The following is a 15651-nucleotide window of genomic DNA, read 5'->3' as shown; positions in this document are numbered from 1 at the left end:
GGATGTGTCCAACTTTTGGGGTGCAGTTCAAATTTTCAGACGACCTTTTGCCTTTCAATCAGCCTTTTGTCGGCTTCACAATATCCGGCATTGGGATAATTTACAGGAAAACCAATGCTGTCATTTGTGTTTTATTTTTCCAGTAATTTGGCTGCTTCGACGGCGTAATAGGTCAAGATGCCGTCGGCACCGGCGCGTTTGAAGGCGAGCAGGCTTTCGAGTATGACTTTTTCACCGTCCAACCAGCCGTTTTGAATCGCGGCTTGAAGCATGGCGTATTCGCCGGAAACCTGGTAGGCGTAGGTTGGTACGCCGAACTCGTCTTTGACGCGGCGGACAACGTCAAGATAGGGCAGTCCGGGTTTGACCATCACCATATCCGCGCCTTCCTGAATGTCGAGGGCGACTTCGTGCAGGGCTTCGTCGGTGTTGGCGGGGTCCATTTGGTAGGTTTTCTTGTCGGCTTTGCCCAAATTGCCGGAACTGCCGACCGCATCGCGGAACGGGCCGTAAAATGCGGAAGCATATTTGGCTGAATACGCCATGATGCGGGTGTGGATGTGTCCTGCGTCTTCAAGGGCTTCGCGGATGGCGAGGATGCGTCCGTCCATCATGTCGGACGGGGCGACGACTTGCGCGCCTGCGTCGGCGTGGCACAAGGCTTGTTTCACCAAAACTTCGATGGTTTCGTCGTTGAGGACGTAGCCGTTCGCATCGGTCAGCCCGTCTTGCCCGTGGATGGTGTAGGGGTCGAGGGCGACGTCGGTCATGATGCCGAGTTCGGGGAATTTCTCGCGCAGGGTGCGCACGACGGTCGGTACGAGTCCTTCGGGGTTGTAGGCTTCTTCCGCTAATTCGGTTTTGTTTCGGGTAACGACGGGGAAGAGTGCCAGCATGGGGATGCCGAGTTTGAGGGCTTCTTCGGCGGTGAACAATAATTTGTCCAGGCTTTGCCGCTTCACGCCAGGCATGGAGGGGACGGCTTCTTCCTGATTGCTGCCTTCGAGTACGAAGACGGGGTAAATCAAATCGTCTGCGGTCAGGGTGTGTTCGCGCATCAGGCGGCGGGAAAAGTCGTCTTTGCGCATGCGGCGCATACGGGTGGCGGAAACGTAACGCGGTGGGAAATTCATAATCGTCCTTTGTCCTTCTGGAAACGGCTGAATCGGCAGGAGAAATGTTTTCAGACGACCTCTTTGTAAGCAGGGGTCGTCTGAAAATGGGTTTGCGACAGTTTACGCCGTTTTGGGGGATTACTGAAGCAGTAGATAGAATGTTGATACGAATCAGTCTTCGACTTTGGTAATCACTTTGACTGTTTTTTTAATTTCTTTGAACGTATCTGTTTTGAGGTTTTGTTCGTTCGGCAACATTCCGTTGGTGTTCAGCGGAGCGATGTTTTTCAAAGCGCGGCGGTATTCTGCTTCACTTAATTTTTCTTGGCTGATTCTCCATACTTTGCGGCCGGAGGCTTTAACTTCGGAGGCAGTCCACAGTCCTACCTTGTGGTAGTAGAACAAAACGCTTTGCAGGAGTGCTTTCATGTCCGCACCGGGCTTGCCGCTGCCGATACTGCGTCCGATACGGTTGTTGCGCTGATCGACGGCTTGGTCGGCAAGGAAACGGCTGTAATAATCGGTTTTACCCTCTCGAATTTCCATGTCGGACAGGTAGGCATTGCCGGCCCTGTTGGCAATTTCGCTGTCGAATTGAGAGGAAATAGCGGCCTGCCATAAGGCCTGACGGACGGCATTGACCTGTGTCCCGCGTCCTTCGCCGTTGGCGAGGTCGTCTAAACCGGTCCGGGTGGCAAAGCGTGCGGCGTTGCTGGTTAGGTTAGTCGAGTTTTTGTCTTCAACGCCGATCACTTGCGCCGCAACAGGGTGGTTGATGGCAAATTGCGCGATTTTGCTGCGACGGCTTTGGTCTACCTGATAAGTATGGCAGCCGGAAAGCAATGCGGAAGCGAGCAGGATGTAAGAAGTATGTGTTTTGAGTTTCATGTTTGCCATAATAAAATATTATTGTTTAGTGACAGATTACGTTATTTAACATAAAAATGCAGACAATAGCAAAATATTTTTCAAGCGGAGGGATTTGGGCTTGAATGGTTGCTTAATGGGAAGGTCGAGGTCGTCTGAAAATGGGCGTTACATTTTGCCGGGATTTTGACTGCGAAAAATATTAATGAGTTGTTTGGATTCCTGTAATGGCAAACCAAAATGTGTGTGGATTGCTTGAATATCTTTGACCTCATCGCCGCTCAGATTGTGTGAGAGCCATTCGAAAGTTTCGGGCTGTTTCAGAATCCGTGCGAGGTATGCCTGCTTGAGTTTACGGTTGCGCCACCGAACGAACAGCATAGTGAAAACAAATAAGACAATCAGGAAAATATTGGTAAGGGCGATAAAAGTCATGTTGGAGCGTGCATGATTAGGTGGGAGTAAGTGCATATTATGAATGATTTTTCTCTTTCTTACTCAAAAAACTCATGTTAAGCGGAGTAAAGCCCATGCGGAAGCATGGTACAATATTGTCAACAATTTAAGGCGTTTTCCTCGCGGAGAACGCTGTTTTTCATTAGACATCAAGAGGCTTTTATGAAATTTTTAGACCGTGAGGCGACGATTGCCAAGCCGGGTTTCAACCGTTGGCTGGTGCCGCCTGCCGCTTTAGCGGTGCATCTTGCCATCGGGCAGATTTATGCGTATTCCGTGTTTAACGCGCCGCTGACCAAGCTTATCGGCATTACCGAATCGGCAGCCGGGGATTGGAAGCTGACGACTGTGGGCTGGATTTTCAGTATCGCGCTGGCTATGTTGGGCGCGTCTGCTGCTTTGTTCGGCACTTGGATGGAGCGTGTCGGCCCGCGCAAGGCGATGTTTGTCGCGGCGTGCTGTTTCAGCTTGGGCTTTTTTGTGTCGGCACTCGGCGTCAGTACGCATAATCTGTTTCTCCTCTATTTGGGCAACGGCGTGATCGGCGGTATAGGCTTGGGGTTGGGCTATATCGGGCCTGTGTCCACTTTGATGAAGTGGTTTCCCGACAAACCGGGCATGGCGACGGGTTTGGCGATTATGGGGTTCGGCGGCGGTGCGATGCTTGCCTCGCCGTTGTCCGTATCGTTAATGAATGCGTTTTCAGACGACGTGTCGGTCGGCGTCGCACCGACTTTTGTCGTTTTGGGGCTGTTTTACCTTGTGTTGATGATGTTCGGCGCATTCACCATCCGCGTGCCGGCAGAAGGTTGGAAACCTGAAGGCTATGTCGCGCCGAAAGTGAAAAACAAGCTGGTCAGCAGCAATCATGTCAATGTTTCCCAAGCGATGAAAACGCCGCAATTTTGGCTTTTGTTTTGGGTGTTGTGCCTGAACGTGACTGCCGGTATCGGCGTTTTGGGGCAGGCTTCGGTCATGATTCAGGAGCTGTTTTCAGAGGCTTCGGTCGGTAAACAAGCGGCAATCGGCGCAGGGGCGGCGGCAGGTTTCGTCAGCCTTTTGAGCCTGTTCAATATGGGCGGACGGTTTTTATGGTCCAGCGTTTCCGACAAACTCGGACGTAAAAATACCTACACCATCTTTTTCGTACTCGGTTCGCTGCTGTATTTTGCCGTTCCGTCCATTGGCGAGAGTGGAAACAAGGCTTTGTTTATTATTGGATTCTGCGTCATCATTTCCATGTATGGCGGCGGTTTTGCCGCGATTCCGGCTTATTTGAAAGACTTGTTCGGCACTTATCAGGTCGGCGCAATTCACGGACGTATTTTGTTGGCGTGGTCAACCGCTGCCGTGATCGGTCCGGTCTTGGTGAACTACATCCGCCAAAGCCAAATCGACAGCGGTGTTCCCGCCGCGCAGGCATATGGCGTTACCATGTATATCATGGCGGGATTGTTGATTGTCGGTTTGCTGTGCAACCTTGCTGTCAGATCGGTTCATGAGAAACACCATGAAACCGACATCAAAACAGCAGCGCACAGCGGCAATCCCGATGACGAAACCGCCGTTTCCGATGCCTACTTGCTACAGGAAAAAGTTGCAGCAGGCGGTTTTTCGGTTTGGTGGCGTTGGGCTTTGGTCGGCATCCCGCTGGTTTACGGCGTGGTGATGGTGTTCGTCAAGGCATTGGGGTTGTTCCATTAAAAGCGGATTGATGAGAAAAAGGCCGTCTGAATTTTCAGACGACCTTTCGGTTTATGGATGGGATGGTTCGGAAACCATATCCGTCTCATCAAAATCCGGTTCGGGATCGCTTTGAAGGACTTTGCCGTTGAGCTTCAGTTCACCGTTTTGCAAAGTCATCTTGGTTTTGACCGTACCGTTTTCCAGCGTCAGATATTTTTCGTCCGCCATGCTGCGAATGGTGCTGTCCACCATCAGCCGCAGGGTCTCGGTAACGTCTTCGATACCTGCCTGCCCATTTGCCTCATCGTCGGGATTGACGCTGAAAATGCTGCGTGCCTGACTGATTGCCAGTTGTTCGAGCAGTTTTTGCGGAACCGCCATGTCAAATCCGGCTTCGGTTTTTTTCAGCATATCGCTGAGGCTGTTCAAATCTTTTACTACCAAACCTTTAAACAGCAGTTTGCCGCTGACATCGACATCGCCTTGAGGCATCGTGAATTTGAAGGTTTTAACATTCAAGATAGGATTATTGGTAAACAGGCTTGAAGCCTCGTTCTTGGCAGTCTGTATCAAGGCGTTTTGGATTTCTTCTTCGCTCATTTTTTTATCTGCGATTTCGGCAAATTTGTTTTTCAGCGCAAGAAGGCCGGAGGCATCCAAGTGTTCGGCGGCAATATTGATGTCCAACGGGCCGTATTTTTCATCGCCGTAAGTCAGGTCTTGAAATTGGAAGCGGCCTTCGCTGTTGATGAATTTGTCCGCTTCGTGAGTATCGGTTTCAAATTTCAGTTTGCTTACTTCGATTTTTGACGGAGGGATGCTGCCTGTCGGATTGATAAACGCGCCGATTTGTAGATTGGTAACCAGGTTCACCAATTCATTCAGCTTGATGTTGTAATCGATGTTGTCTTTCCACTGGAGCAGGAATTTATCCAGCGTAGTGCTGCTTTTGCCTAAAGACAGTTTGTTGAGGCCGCTTGTGGTTTCAGATTGGAAATGTAGGTTTTCCAGAGAAATGTCGCCCTTGTCCGCCAGCTTGACTTGAAGGGAGGGAGCCAGATAGTCATGGCTGTAACTTTGGAAATCTTTTTTATAGTCGGTATGCCCGCTCAGACCTTTCCAGTTCAGCTTGATGCCGGAAAGCTCTTCGTAATCGAAAGCGGGGATACTCAAATCCAGCTTGCCGCTGCCGCTGAAATAGATGGTGTTGCTCATCGTTACCGGCGTTTGTTTGCCGAAGAAGCGCGACAATGCTTTTTCGGTTTCAGGGTGATATTTGAACTCGGTTTCGATGTGCGCCTGAGTGCCTATGTCGCCGGCAAACGGTCCGTGGCTGATGTGGTTGATAACCGTAATCGGCTCTTGCAGGATGGTTTTCAGGTTGTCGGGCAGGTATTTTTGCGTATTTTGAAGAAGGGTAGGCTTTAGGCGGATAACGGTGGTTTCCGTTGCGCTGAACCAGCCGCGTTCGTATTGATGCGATTCTACGGTCAGAAAACCGGAGTCTTGTAAGAGTTTTTGTTGTGCGGTAAGGCTTTCCTCTGCTTTGATGCCGAGGTAGTAGGGGGTGCCAAGTACGGCGGCTACGGCTACGGCAGCAACCGGGATAAGATACTTTTTCATTGCTTCAGACACACAGATTGAAAGCATTAAGCATAGCATTTTTTGCTTTGCTTGTCTTTTCAGTGTGGCGGCTTCCTGTGAAGAATATGGGGCGTCTGAAAAATTTTGGGCTGTTTTTTCGATTGTTCGGTAGGTGTTGGCGGGTAGTGTTTGGATATGTCTGTATTAGGTTTCAAATGATGTTCAAATGCAGTTTTTACTGTTTCCGTCAGTTGCTTTGACGGATGGGTGGTGCGGGTAAAAGCGTGGAATATCTTTCAGACGACCTTTAAGGTTGGGGAAATGTTCAGTCGGTTAGGTTGCGTCCGTCGGAAATGTGCAGGCGGCTGAATATGGTACTGGAGACGAGTGTAATCAAGCCGATGGAAAGCAGGGTGAGGCGGAATGAGAGATGGAGGTTGCCTGCGGTGAGGCTGCTTTGCGACCAGTTTTGCAGGATAAGCGCGCCGAGCGCAATGCCGAGGCTGATGGCGAGTTGTTGGTTGACCGCCATCAGGCTGTTGCCGCTGCCGGTTTGGTGCGCGCGCAGGTCGGCGATGGTCAGGGTGTTCATGGCGGAAAACTGGATGGAGTTGCAGGTGCCGATGAGGAGCAGCAAGACTATCCATACGCTTAAGGACGTGTCGGCGTCGGGTAGGGCAAGCAGCATAATCAGTATGGCGAGGAGGCGCGTGTTCCAAATCAACACGCTGCGGTAGCCGAAGCGCGACATCAGGGGCTTGATGAGCGGTTTGACAACAAGCGAGGCGAAAGCGACGGGCGCGACCAGCCAGCCGGATACGCTGGCGGCAAAGCCGAACGCGACTTGAAACAATAGCGGCAGCAAAAAGGGGATGGAACTGATGCCGAGCCGGCTGAACAGATTGCCTGTCAGACCCAGCCGGAAAGTGCGGACTTGGAACAAATCCGCCGCATAAATCGGGTTGGCGGCGGTTTTCATGTGGCGGTAGTAGAGCAGGGCGAATGCCGTGCCTCCGGGCGCGAGTAGGAGTGAAAACCAAACCGCACCAGAATGGGACACCATTTCCACCGCCAACATCAAGAGACACGCCGCCGAAGCGAAAGTCAGGTAGCCACTCAAGTCCAGAACCGTATTTTCGCCTTTGACATCGGGCATAATCCGCCAGCCCAGCAAAACGCCGAGCAGCCCTATGGGCAGGTTCATCAGGAAAATCCAATGCCAAGATGCGTATTCGACCAAATAGCCGCCGACCAAAGGTCCGAATATCGGACCGATCAGCGCGGGCATTACGGCATAGTTGATGGCGTTTAAGAGTTGGGATTTGTCGTACACGCGCAAAATCGTCAGGCGCGGTACGGGTACCAACATCGACCCGCCTATGCCCTGAATCACCCGCGCCATCACCAGCATGGGCAGATTGGCTGCCGCCGCACACAATGCCGATCCGAGCATAAAAATGCCGATTGAACCGAAAAATACGTTTTTAGTGCCGAACCTGTCCACCAAATAGCCGCTTAAAGGAATCAGCAGGGCAACGGTCAGCGTATAGGAAATCGCCGCCAGCTGCATATTGAGCGGCGATACATTGAAATCTTTGGCGATTTCGGGTAGGGCGGTGTTCAGAATCGTCGCGTCCAGCATTTGCATGAAAATCGCAATCGCCAACAGCAGGGGCAGCCATCGGGACGGGCGGACGGGCGGCGTTTCCAAAACGTTTGATTCGGTTTTGTTCATAGGGATGAATTGTAACTGATTTGGCAGGAGGTCGTCTGAAAGAGGGTAAGGGTAGCAAAAGGCAGCTATTGGCAAAGAATATTGCAAATCTGATTCAGTTTTAAAATATTGTTTGATCAATGTATTTTTAAGTGATGAGGTTCAGACGACCTTTAAAGTTGAGTGAATAGGATGATGATCGTCGTGGTAGCTTGTGTTTGAAAAAATTTATTTTAGGTATTGTTTAATTATGAATATATTAGAGATTAATTGTAATGATAATAATTGGCATATGAAAAGATGATTCAAGATATGTGGGTATTAGGTCTTAGCAGTTATCCGATTCCAATATTATTTTTTAAAATTATACTTGACCGCCTACATTCAATTACTTAAAGTAGCCGTCTATTTATACAAAGAAAAACGGGTACTCCCGTTAACGAAAAAATGAGCGCAATCACCCCACCCAAAATCACTACATTCGACAGCAAGCCGACAGATGTCTATTTCTTCGGCACCTGCGTCCTCGATCTTTTCATGCCCGAAGCAGGCATGGATGCCATTACTTTAATCGAGCAGCAAGGTATACGGGTTCATTACCCGATGGCGCAAAGCTGCTGCGGCCAACCCGCCTACTCTTCCGGCCATCCGACCGAGGCGTTTGATGTCGCTAAAGCGCAACTCGACCTTTTCCCTGAAAACTGGCCGATCGTCGTACCGTCCGGCTCGTGCGGCGGCATGATGAAACATCACTGGCCTACCCTGTTTAAAAATACAGAATACGAATCCAAAGCGGTTGATTGTGCCAACCGCATCATTGAGTTTACTCATTTCTTGCTTGCCATCGGCTACAAGCCTGAAGACAAAGGCGAGCCGGTCAAAGTCGCCGTTCACACTTCCTGCGCCGCCCGCCGCGAAATGAACGTCCATATTTCAGGCTGGCAGTTGATTGACGGCATGGAAAACGTTGAACGCATCGTTCACGACCATGAAAGCGAATGCTGCGGCTTCGGCGGTACATTCTCCGTCAAACAAGCCGATATTTCCGGCGCGATGGTAACCGACAAAGTTGCCGCGCTGAAAGAAACCGGCGCGACCGAAATCATCAGCGCGGACTGCGGCTGCATGATGAACATCGGCGGCAAAATCGCTAAGGACGAGCCGAACATGCCGCGTCCGAAACACATCGCATCCTTCTTGTTGGAACGCACCGGAGGCAAAGCATGAGCGCGCGCGAAAATATTTTGGCAAAACTGAAAAAAGCCGACGCATTGCCGATGGAAGAGCCTGCGGTTTTTGATTATTACCGTGAAATGGGTGTTTCTTGGGACAACGAAGTTGAGCGACTGAAACATTGGGCTGCTGCTATGCGCGCCGTCAAAACCGAAATTTATTGGGTGACCAAAACCGGCTGGCCGCAAGTATTCCGTCAAGCTGCCGAAGGCAAAGGTTTGAAAAACATCCTGCTGCCGTTGGCGACCGAACACGGACAAATTGCCCGTGCCGCGCTGGTGGACAGCAATATCGAACCGATTGCTTTCGAGCGCGAAATCGATACTTGGAAAACCGAGTTCTTCGCGAACATCGATGCTGGCTTCAGCGGCTCGCAATGCGGCATCGCCCGTACCGGTACGCTGATGCTGTTTTCCAGCCCCGAAGAACCGCGTACTTTGAGCCTCGTTCCGCCCGTGCATTTCTGCCTGTTTGATACGGCGAAGATGTATAACGAATTTCACAACGCTGTCGAAGGCGAAAAACTGGTGGAAAACGGTATGCCGACCAATGTTTTCCTGATTTCCGGCCCGTCCAAAACCGCAGACATTCAACTGACGCTTGCTTATGGCGCACACGGTCCGCGTGATTTGGTCATCCTCGCCATCCTGCCTGACCACATTTCCCCTGCCGATTTGGAGGAAAACGCATGACTACGCAAACCATCAAGTTCCACATGAAGCCGGAAACTTTCAAACAAAACGCCGCAATTTCCCTTCAAGACAAGCCTTTGCGTAAGAGTCTGCGTACCGCGATGGATATGCTGATGACCAAGCGCAAAGCCGTTTTGTCCGACGAAGAAGAGTTGCAAAACCTGCGTGATTTGTGCGAACACGTCCGTCAGCGTTCATTGTCTAAATTGCCCGCCCTGCTGGAGCAATTGGAAGAAAACCTGACTAAGCTGGGCGTGAAAGTACATTGGGCGGAAACGCCGGCCGAAGCCTGCGGAATCATCCACGACATCATTACTGCCAAAAACGGTAAGCTGATGGTCAAAGGCAAATCGATGGTCAGCGAGGAAATCGAGCTGAACCATTATCTTGAAGCAAAAGGCATTAAAGCGGTGGAAAGCGACTTGGGTGAGTTTATCGTCCAAATGGCAGGCGAAAAACCGACCCATATCGTGATGCCCGCCATTCACAAAACCAAAGAACAGGTTAGCGAACTTTTCCACCAAAATCTTGGCACACCGTTAACGGACGACGTAGACCAACTGACCGGCTTCGCCCGCAAAGCACTGCGCGATATTTACAGCACTGCCGATGTCGGTTTGAGCGGCGTAAACTTCGCTGTTGCAGAAACAGGTACGCTGTGTCTGGTGGAAAACGAAGGCAACGGTCGCTTGAGCACCACCGTACCGCCCGTGCATATCGCCATTACCGGTATTGAAAAAGTTGTGGCGAAATTGTCCGACATTCCTCCCTTATACAGCCTGCTGCCGCGTTCTGCCATTGGTCAGAACATTACCACCTATTTCAATATGATTACCGGTCCGCGCCGCAGTGAAGAGCTGGATGGTCCGCAGGAAATGCACTTGGTTCTGCTCGACAACGGACGCAGCCAAGCTTATGCCGAAGACCAAATGCGCCGCACTTTGCAATGTATCCGTTGCGGCGCGTGTATGAACCATTGTCCGGTTTATACCCGTATTGGTGGCGCGGCATACGGCACAACCTACCCCGGCCCTATCGGCGAGATTATTTCCCCGCACCTGTTGGGTCTGGATGCCACCCGCGACCTGCCGACCGCCTGTACCATGTGCGGCGCGTGTGTGGAAGTTTGTCCGGTACGTATCCCGATTACCGAGCAAATGCAGCGTTTGCGTGTTGAAGCGCAACGTTCACCGACCGAAGTCGTACCGCATCCTATCCGCGGACAAGGCGCATCGCATACCTTCGGCGAACAAATGGCATGGCGCACATTCAACGGTATTTTCAGCGGCAGCAAAGCCTACCGTGCCTTCGGTTGGGCGGCCACCAAATTCCGTGCATTGACGCCGAGCAAACAACTGGGCTGGACGGACAACCGCGTTCCGATGAAACCTGCCAAGAAAACGCTGCATGAAATGATGGCGGAAAAAATGCGCCAAAAAGAAAAAGCGTAAAGCTGAAATTCATAAGGGTAATGACCCATATCTGAACATGATATGTGTCTAAGCTTTTTTCTTGTAAAAGTTATAAAGGTCGTCTGAAAAGTATTTCAGACGACCTTCTGTTTATTGTTGAAGCAAATGCAGGATAAGCAAATACTGCTTAGTTTTATTACAAAATAGCGGTTCTTTGCCAAACATAATTGGTATAAAATACCAAACTATTTTTATAGGCCGCAGGCAATCATTTCAGCGTATTTTCAGAATGCGAAGCCTGCCTGTTAGGTACGGCCTTATCATATGAATAAAGGAATGCAAAATGCCAGACTACCGCTCCAAAACCTCCACCCACGGCCGCAATATGGCGGGCGCGCGCGCATTGTGGCGTGCCACCGGCGTGATGGAAACCGACTTCGGCAAGCCCATCATCGCCGTTGCCAACTCGTTCACCCAATTCGTGCCCGGACATGTCCACCTGCACAACATGGGCCAACTGGTTGCCCGCGAGATTGAAAAAGCCGGTGCAATCGCCAAAGAATTCAACACCATCGCCATCGACGACGGCATCGCCATGGGACACAGCGGCATGCTGTACTCCCTGCCCAGCCGAGATTTGATTGCCGACTCCATCGAATACATGGTGAACGCCCACTGCGCCGACGCGCTGGTGTGCATTTCCAACTGCGACAAAATCACCCCGGGAATGCTGATTGCCGCCATGCGCCTGAACATCCCGACCATCTTCGTTTCCGGCGGCCCGATGGAGGCGGGCAAGGTCATCGGCGTGGCCAACATCCAGCCCGAACGCCGCTTGGACTTGATTGACGCCATGATTGAATCGGCGGACGACAATGTCAGCAACCAGCAAGTCGAAGAAGTCGAACAAAACGCCTGCCCGACCTGCGGCTCCTGCTCCGGTATGTTCACCGCCAACTCCATGAACTGTCTGACTGAGGCGCTCGGCCTGTCCCTGCCCGGCAACGGCTCCTACCTCGCCACCCATGCCGGCCGCAAAGAATTGTTCCTCGAAGCCGGCCGCATGATTGTCGAAATCACCAAACGCTATTACGAGCAAGACGACGAAACCGTGCTGCCGCGCAGCATCGCCACCAAAAAAGCATTTGAAAACGCCATGACCATGGACATCGCCATGGGCGGCTCTACCAACACCATTCTGCATTTGCTCGCCGTTGCCAACGAAGCGGGCGTGGATTTCAAAATGGCCGACATCGACCGCTTAAGCCGCGTCGTGCCCTGCATCTGCAAAACCGCGCCCAACAACCACGACTACTACATGGAAGACGTACACCGCGCCGGCGGCATCTTTGCCATCCTGAAAGAACTGGACAAAGCGGGCAAACTGCACACCGACGTGTACACCATCCACGCGCCGACGCTGAAAGACGCGATTGAAAAATGGGACGTGACCAATCCCGAAAACACCCACGCCATCGAACGCTTCAAAGCCGCGCCAGGCGGCGTGCGCACCACCCAAGCGTTCTCGCAAAACCGCATGTGGAAAACCCTCGACCTCGACCGCGAAAAAGGCTGCATCCGCAACGTCGAACACGCCTATTCGCAAGACGGCGGTTTGGCGGTCTTGTTCGGCAACATCGCCGAACGCGGCTGCGTGGTGAAAACCGCAGGCGTGGACGAGAGCATCCTCAAATTCACCGGCCGCGCCCGCGTGTTTGAAAGCCAAGAAGCCGCCGTCGAAGGCATTTTGGGCAACCAAATCGTCGCCGGCGACATCGTCATCATCCGCTACGAAGGCCCCAAAGGCGGCCCGGGTATGCAGGAAATGCTGTACCCGACTTCCTACCTGAAATCCAAAGGCTTGGGCAAAGCCTGCGCCTTGCTGACTGACGGACGCTTTTCCGGCGGCACATCAGGCCTCTCCATCGGCCACGCTTCACCCGAAGCGGCGGAAGGCGGCGCTATCGGTTTGGTGCACGAAGGCGATACGATTGAAATCGACATCCCTAACCGCAGCATCAACCTGAAAGTGTCCGGCGAAGAACTCGCCGCCCGCCGCGCCGAAATGGAAGCACGCGGTAGCAAAGCGTGGAAACCGGAAAACCGCGACCGCTACGTCTCCGCCGCCCTACGTGCCTACGGCGCCATGGCGACCTCTGCCGACAAAGGCGCGGTGCGCGACGTATCGCAAATCGAGCGTTGATTCGGTATATTACGGGCAGGAGGCCATCGGAAACGCTCCTGCCTTTTTTCTGTTTGAATCAATGTTTACGGCGAAACCGTATCCATGACTTATCTCTCAGCGATTTATTTTATTGCTTGTATCGGTTGAAAAAGTTTCAAGCGGGTATCTGATGGAAAATTAGGCAAAAGGCTGCGAAACTTTGATACCCATATGTCAGGTCGTCTGAAACCCGTTTTTCAGACGACCTGACATTGAAAAAAGGACAAAACATGAATATCCGTATCGGACAAGGCTACGATGTCCACCAACTCGTCGAAGGCCGCGATTTGATTCTCGGCGGCGTAAACATCCCGTTTGAAAAAGGCCTGCTCGGTCATTCCGATGCCGACGCGCTGTTGCACGCGATTACTGACGCTTTACTTGGCGCGGCGGGTCTGGGCGACATCGGCAGCCATTTCCCCGATACTGCCGACGAGTTTAAAGATGCCGACAGCCGCGTATTGTTGCGTGAAGCGTATCAAAGCGTGCAGGCTTTAGGCTGGCGTGTTGTGAACGTGGATACGACCATCATCGCGCAAAAGCCCAAACTCGCGCCGCACATTCCCGCCATGCGTGCCAACATTGCCGCCGATTTGGGGATTCAGACGACCTGTATCAATATCAAAGGCAAAACCAACGAAAAACTCGGCTATTTGGGACGCATGGAAGCCATCGAGGCGCAGGCGGCGGTGTTGCTGGAAAAAGCGTAAGCAGGCAAGCACAAATGGCATGAAAATGTTAACATATGCCCATCAACCGACATCCCATTAAGGAGAAATCATGGCTACTCAAGACGAATTGAAGCGCATTGCCGCCGAGAAAGCGGTGGAATTCGTACCCGAAAACGAATACATCGGCATCGGCTCCGGCTCGACCGTGAATATGTTTATCGAAGCGTTGGGCAAAAGCGGCAAAAAAATCAAAGGCGCGGTTTCGACTTCTAAAAAGTCCAGCGAACTGATGGCGCAATACGACATCCCCGAAGTATCGCTGAATGATGTGATGGGGCTGGCTGTCTATGTTGACGGTGCGGACGAAGTGAACCATATGCTGCAAATGATTAAAGGCGGCGGTGGCGCGCATTTAAACGAAAAAGTCGTCGCCAGTGCGTCTGACAAATTCATCTGTATCGCCGACGAGAGCAAATATGTTTCGCGTTTGGGCAAATTCCCGCTGCCCGTAGAAGTGTTGCCCGGCGCGCGTTCGCTGGTGTCGCGCAAACTTTTGGCAATGGGCGGACAGCCAGAATTGCGCCTGAACTACACCACCTTCCACGGCAACCAAATTGTCGATGTCTATGGCTTGAATATCGACCGTCCGCTGACTATGGAAGATGAAATCAACCGCATCACCGGCGTTCTCGAAAACGGCATCTTCGCCCGCAATGCCGCGGATTTGTTGATCTTGGGCACAGAGCAGGGCGCCAAAGTCATCAAGCCCGGACAAAATTAAAGGCAATAAACAGCAAAGGTCGTCTGAAAACCAATATCGATTTTCAGACGACCTTATCATTCTCAAATTATGAAGACCACCACCATGCTCAAATGGCTGCCCGTTTTCCTGTCTGTATTGGGCGCATTGGGTTACAGCTCACGCGATACCGAACTTGTTCAATCAGGCGTTCAGATTGTTTCCGATATTACAGACAGCCGTCATTTCGGCTTAGAGGCCGTCGGTGCGCTACTGACCGATACAATCAGGCCAAAGTCGTCTGAAAACGAAGTGGACAAGACTGGCATACATAAAAAAGCCCCCTATACTTATCACGGAAAAATCATCAAAATCCACGACGGTGATACCCTTCATGTCATCGACGGAGACGGTGCAAAACACAAAATCCGCATGGCGTATATCGACGCGCCCGAAATCAATCAGGCATACGGCACACGTTCGCGCGACAACCTTATTGCCGCGGCTGACGGCAAAAAAGTGAAAGTACGCGTATTCGAAAAAGACCGCTACCAACGCGAAGTTGCGCAGGTATCCGTTGGAGCAACCGATTTGAACCTTATGCAGCTGCGCGACGGCGCGGCATGGCATTACGACAGCTATGCCAGAAAACAGCAAAGCAAAACCGCCTATACCGATTACGCCGCCGCCCAAAAGCAGGCAAAACAAAAACGTAAAGGTTTGTGGAGCGGTAGAAATCCGCAAGCACCCTGGGATTTCCGAAGAAAGGAACGCGAAGCACAAGAAGGACGCGGAAACTCAAAATCGGAAGAAAAATGGTTGGGGATTTGGTAAGAAGGAAATATAAAGCAAGAAGTCGTCTGAAAACTTTTCAGACGACGGCGGGTTCGCATTTGAATGAAATGCAACTTTCCATAACAGAATCGCCAAACAGATCAACCGCCACAAAAGCACCATCAGCCGCGAAATCAAGCGGCACTGCATCAAAGGACAGCAATACAGTGCCGAAAACGCACAACGGCAAAGCCGCCTTACCAAACAGCGCAAGCGAAAACCCTATAAGCTCGATTCGCAGCTGATTCAGCGCATCGCCCCCCTTATCTGCCACAAACTCAGATGCAAAGTGCGCAACCGCATAGAAAACCGACCCGCCGTCGTCGACTAAAAATCCCACATCGGCGATTGGGAAGCCGACACCATCATCAGCAAATTGGATAACTTAAAGGCTGAAGATACTGCCCGGGCGGCCATTAGGGTA

Annotated in this window: 13 protein-coding genes and 1 pseudogene; 9 read left to right on the top strand and 5 right to left on the bottom strand. The window is 51.7% G+C overall.

The annotated features are described in order from the left end of the window. Positions 1-131: 131 nt before the first annotated feature. From hemB to HMPREF2907_RS06220, 3 genes are all read right to left on the bottom strand, one after another. Complete coding sequence (hemB, locus tag HMPREF2907_RS06230) at positions 132-1133, bottom strand: porphobilinogen synthase (protein WP_070681255.1); 1002 nt, start codon at positions 1131-1133, stop codon at positions 132-134. Positions 1134-1286: 153 nt separating this feature from the next. After that, positions 1287-2012 carry a hypothetical protein gene (locus HMPREF2907_RS06225; RefSeq protein WP_070442011.1) on the bottom strand — a complete coding sequence of 242 codons (726 nt, stop codon included), beginning with the start codon at positions 2010-2012 and terminating at the stop codon, positions 1287-1289. A gap of 138 nt (positions 2013-2150) precedes the next feature. Beyond that, a complete protein-coding gene (locus HMPREF2907_RS06220; RefSeq protein ID WP_070681252.1) occupies positions 2151-2417 on the bottom strand; it encodes a hypothetical protein in 267 nt (88 codons plus the stop codon). Between the two features lie 183 nt (positions 2418-2600). Here HMPREF2907_RS06220 and HMPREF2907_RS06215 point away from each other — a divergent pair, with 183 nt between their 5' ends. After that, entirely contained in the window at positions 2601-4142 is a 1542-nt protein-coding gene (locus tag HMPREF2907_RS06215; protein WP_070681249.1) for an L-lactate MFS transporter, read from the top strand. Positions 4143-4193: 51 nt separating this feature from the next. On the opposite strand, the gene HMPREF2907_RS06210 is transcribed toward HMPREF2907_RS06215, so the two are convergent. Continuing rightward, positions 4194-5747, bottom strand: a complete 1554-nt coding sequence (locus HMPREF2907_RS06210; RefSeq protein ID WP_070681271.1) for a YdgA family protein — start codon at positions 5745-5747, stop codon at positions 4194-4196. Positions 5748-6033: 286 nt separating this feature from the next. Further along, entirely contained in the window at positions 6034-7443 is a 1410-nt protein-coding gene (locus tag HMPREF2907_RS06205; protein WP_070681246.1) for an MFS transporter, read from the bottom strand. Positions 7444-7869: 426 nt separating this feature from the next. On the opposite strand from HMPREF2907_RS06205, the gene HMPREF2907_RS06200 reads away from it, so the two are divergent. The 8 genes and pseudogenes from HMPREF2907_RS06200 to HMPREF2907_RS11850 all read left to right on the top strand — a co-directional run. Next, the gene (locus HMPREF2907_RS06200; protein WP_003743122.1) at positions 7870-8649 is read left to right on the top strand and encodes a (Fe-S)-binding protein; all 780 of its coding nucleotides are present in this window, start codon (positions 7870-7872) and stop codon (positions 8647-8649) included. After that, on the top strand, positions 8646-9347 hold the full coding sequence (locus HMPREF2907_RS06195) for a LutC/YkgG family protein (protein WP_070681243.1): 702 nt from the start codon (positions 8646-8648) through the stop codon (positions 9345-9347). Before HMPREF2907_RS06200 ends, HMPREF2907_RS06195 begins: the two co-directional genes overlap by 4 nt. Then, a complete protein-coding gene (locus tag HMPREF2907_RS06190) occupies positions 9344-10798 on the top strand; it encodes a LutB/LldF family L-lactate oxidation iron-sulfur protein (RefSeq protein WP_070681240.1) in 1455 nt (484 codons plus the stop codon). The genes HMPREF2907_RS06195 and HMPREF2907_RS06190 overlap by 4 nt, the downstream gene beginning before the upstream one ends. A gap of 304 nt (positions 10799-11102) precedes the next feature. Beyond that, positions 11103-12962 (top strand): dihydroxy-acid dehydratase, encoded by a 1860-nt coding sequence (ilvD, locus tag HMPREF2907_RS06185; protein ID WP_070681237.1) that lies wholly within the window; start codon positions 11103-11105, stop codon positions 12960-12962. 251 nt (positions 12963-13213) lie between these two features. Further along, entirely contained in the window at positions 13214-13693 is a 480-nt protein-coding gene (gene ispF / locus HMPREF2907_RS06180) for a 2-C-methyl-D-erythritol 2,4-cyclodiphosphate synthase (protein ID WP_070681233.1), read from the top strand. Between the two features lie 70 nt (positions 13694-13763). Further along, positions 13764-14435 (top strand): ribose-5-phosphate isomerase RpiA, encoded by a 672-nt coding sequence (gene rpiA, locus HMPREF2907_RS06175; protein WP_070681230.1) that lies wholly within the window; start codon positions 13764-13766, stop codon positions 14433-14435. A gap of 69 nt (positions 14436-14504) precedes the next feature. Further along, positions 14505-15227 (top strand): thermonuclease family protein, encoded by a 723-nt coding sequence (locus tag HMPREF2907_RS06170; RefSeq protein ID WP_070681227.1) that lies wholly within the window; start codon positions 14505-14507, stop codon positions 15225-15227. Positions 15228-15315: 88 nt separating this feature from the next. Then, positions 15316-15651: pseudogene (locus tag HMPREF2907_RS11850) on the top strand (IS30 family transposase); the annotation flags it as partial.

Source organism: Neisseria sp. HMSC055H02 (genome assembly GCF_001813335.1).
GTDB lineage: Bacteria > Pseudomonadota > Gammaproteobacteria > Burkholderiales > Neisseriaceae > Neisseria > Neisseria sicca_C.
The sequence above is the reverse complement of the archived record's forward strand: the minus strand, read 5'-3'. Positions and strand labels throughout refer to the sequence as shown.

Coding starts and splice junctions, on each gene's coding strand:
- hemB (WP_070681255.1), bottom strand. CDS start 1,133: ATGAATTTCCCACCGCGTTACGTTTCCGCCACCCGTATGCGCCGCATG.
- HMPREF2907_RS06225 (WP_070442011.1), bottom strand. CDS start 2,012: ATGGCAAACATGAAACTCAAAACACATACTTCTTACATCCTGCTCGCT.
- HMPREF2907_RS06220 (WP_070681252.1), bottom strand. CDS start 2,417: ATGACTTTTATCGCCCTTACCAATATTTTCCTGATTGTCTTATTTGTT.
- HMPREF2907_RS06215 (WP_070681249.1), top strand. CDS start 2,601: ATGAAATTTTTAGACCGTGAGGCGACGATTGCCAAGCCGGGTTTCAAC.
- HMPREF2907_RS06210 (WP_070681271.1), bottom strand. CDS start 5,747: ATGAAAAAGTATCTTATCCCGGTTGCTGCCGTAGCCGTAGCCGCCGTA.
- HMPREF2907_RS06205 (WP_070681246.1), bottom strand. CDS start 7,443: ATGAACAAAACCGAATCAAACGTTTTGGAAACGCCGCCCGTCCGCCCG.
- HMPREF2907_RS06200 (WP_003743122.1), top strand. CDS start 7,870: ATGAGCGCAATCACCCCACCCAAAATCACTACATTCGACAGCAAGCCG.
- HMPREF2907_RS06195 (WP_070681243.1), top strand. CDS start 8,646: ATGAGCGCGCGCGAAAATATTTTGGCAAAACTGAAAAAAGCCGACGCA.
- HMPREF2907_RS06190 (WP_070681240.1), top strand. CDS start 9,344: ATGACTACGCAAACCATCAAGTTCCACATGAAGCCGGAAACTTTCAAA.
- ilvD (WP_070681237.1), top strand. CDS start 11,103: ATGCCAGACTACCGCTCCAAAACCTCCACCCACGGCCGCAATATGGCG.
- ispF (WP_070681233.1), top strand. CDS start 13,214: ATGAATATCCGTATCGGACAAGGCTACGATGTCCACCAACTCGTCGAA.
- rpiA (WP_070681230.1), top strand. CDS start 13,764: ATGGCTACTCAAGACGAATTGAAGCGCATTGCCGCCGAGAAAGCGGTG.
- HMPREF2907_RS06170 (WP_070681227.1), top strand. CDS start 14,505: ATGAAGACCACCACCATGCTCAAATGGCTGCCCGTTTTCCTGTCTGTA.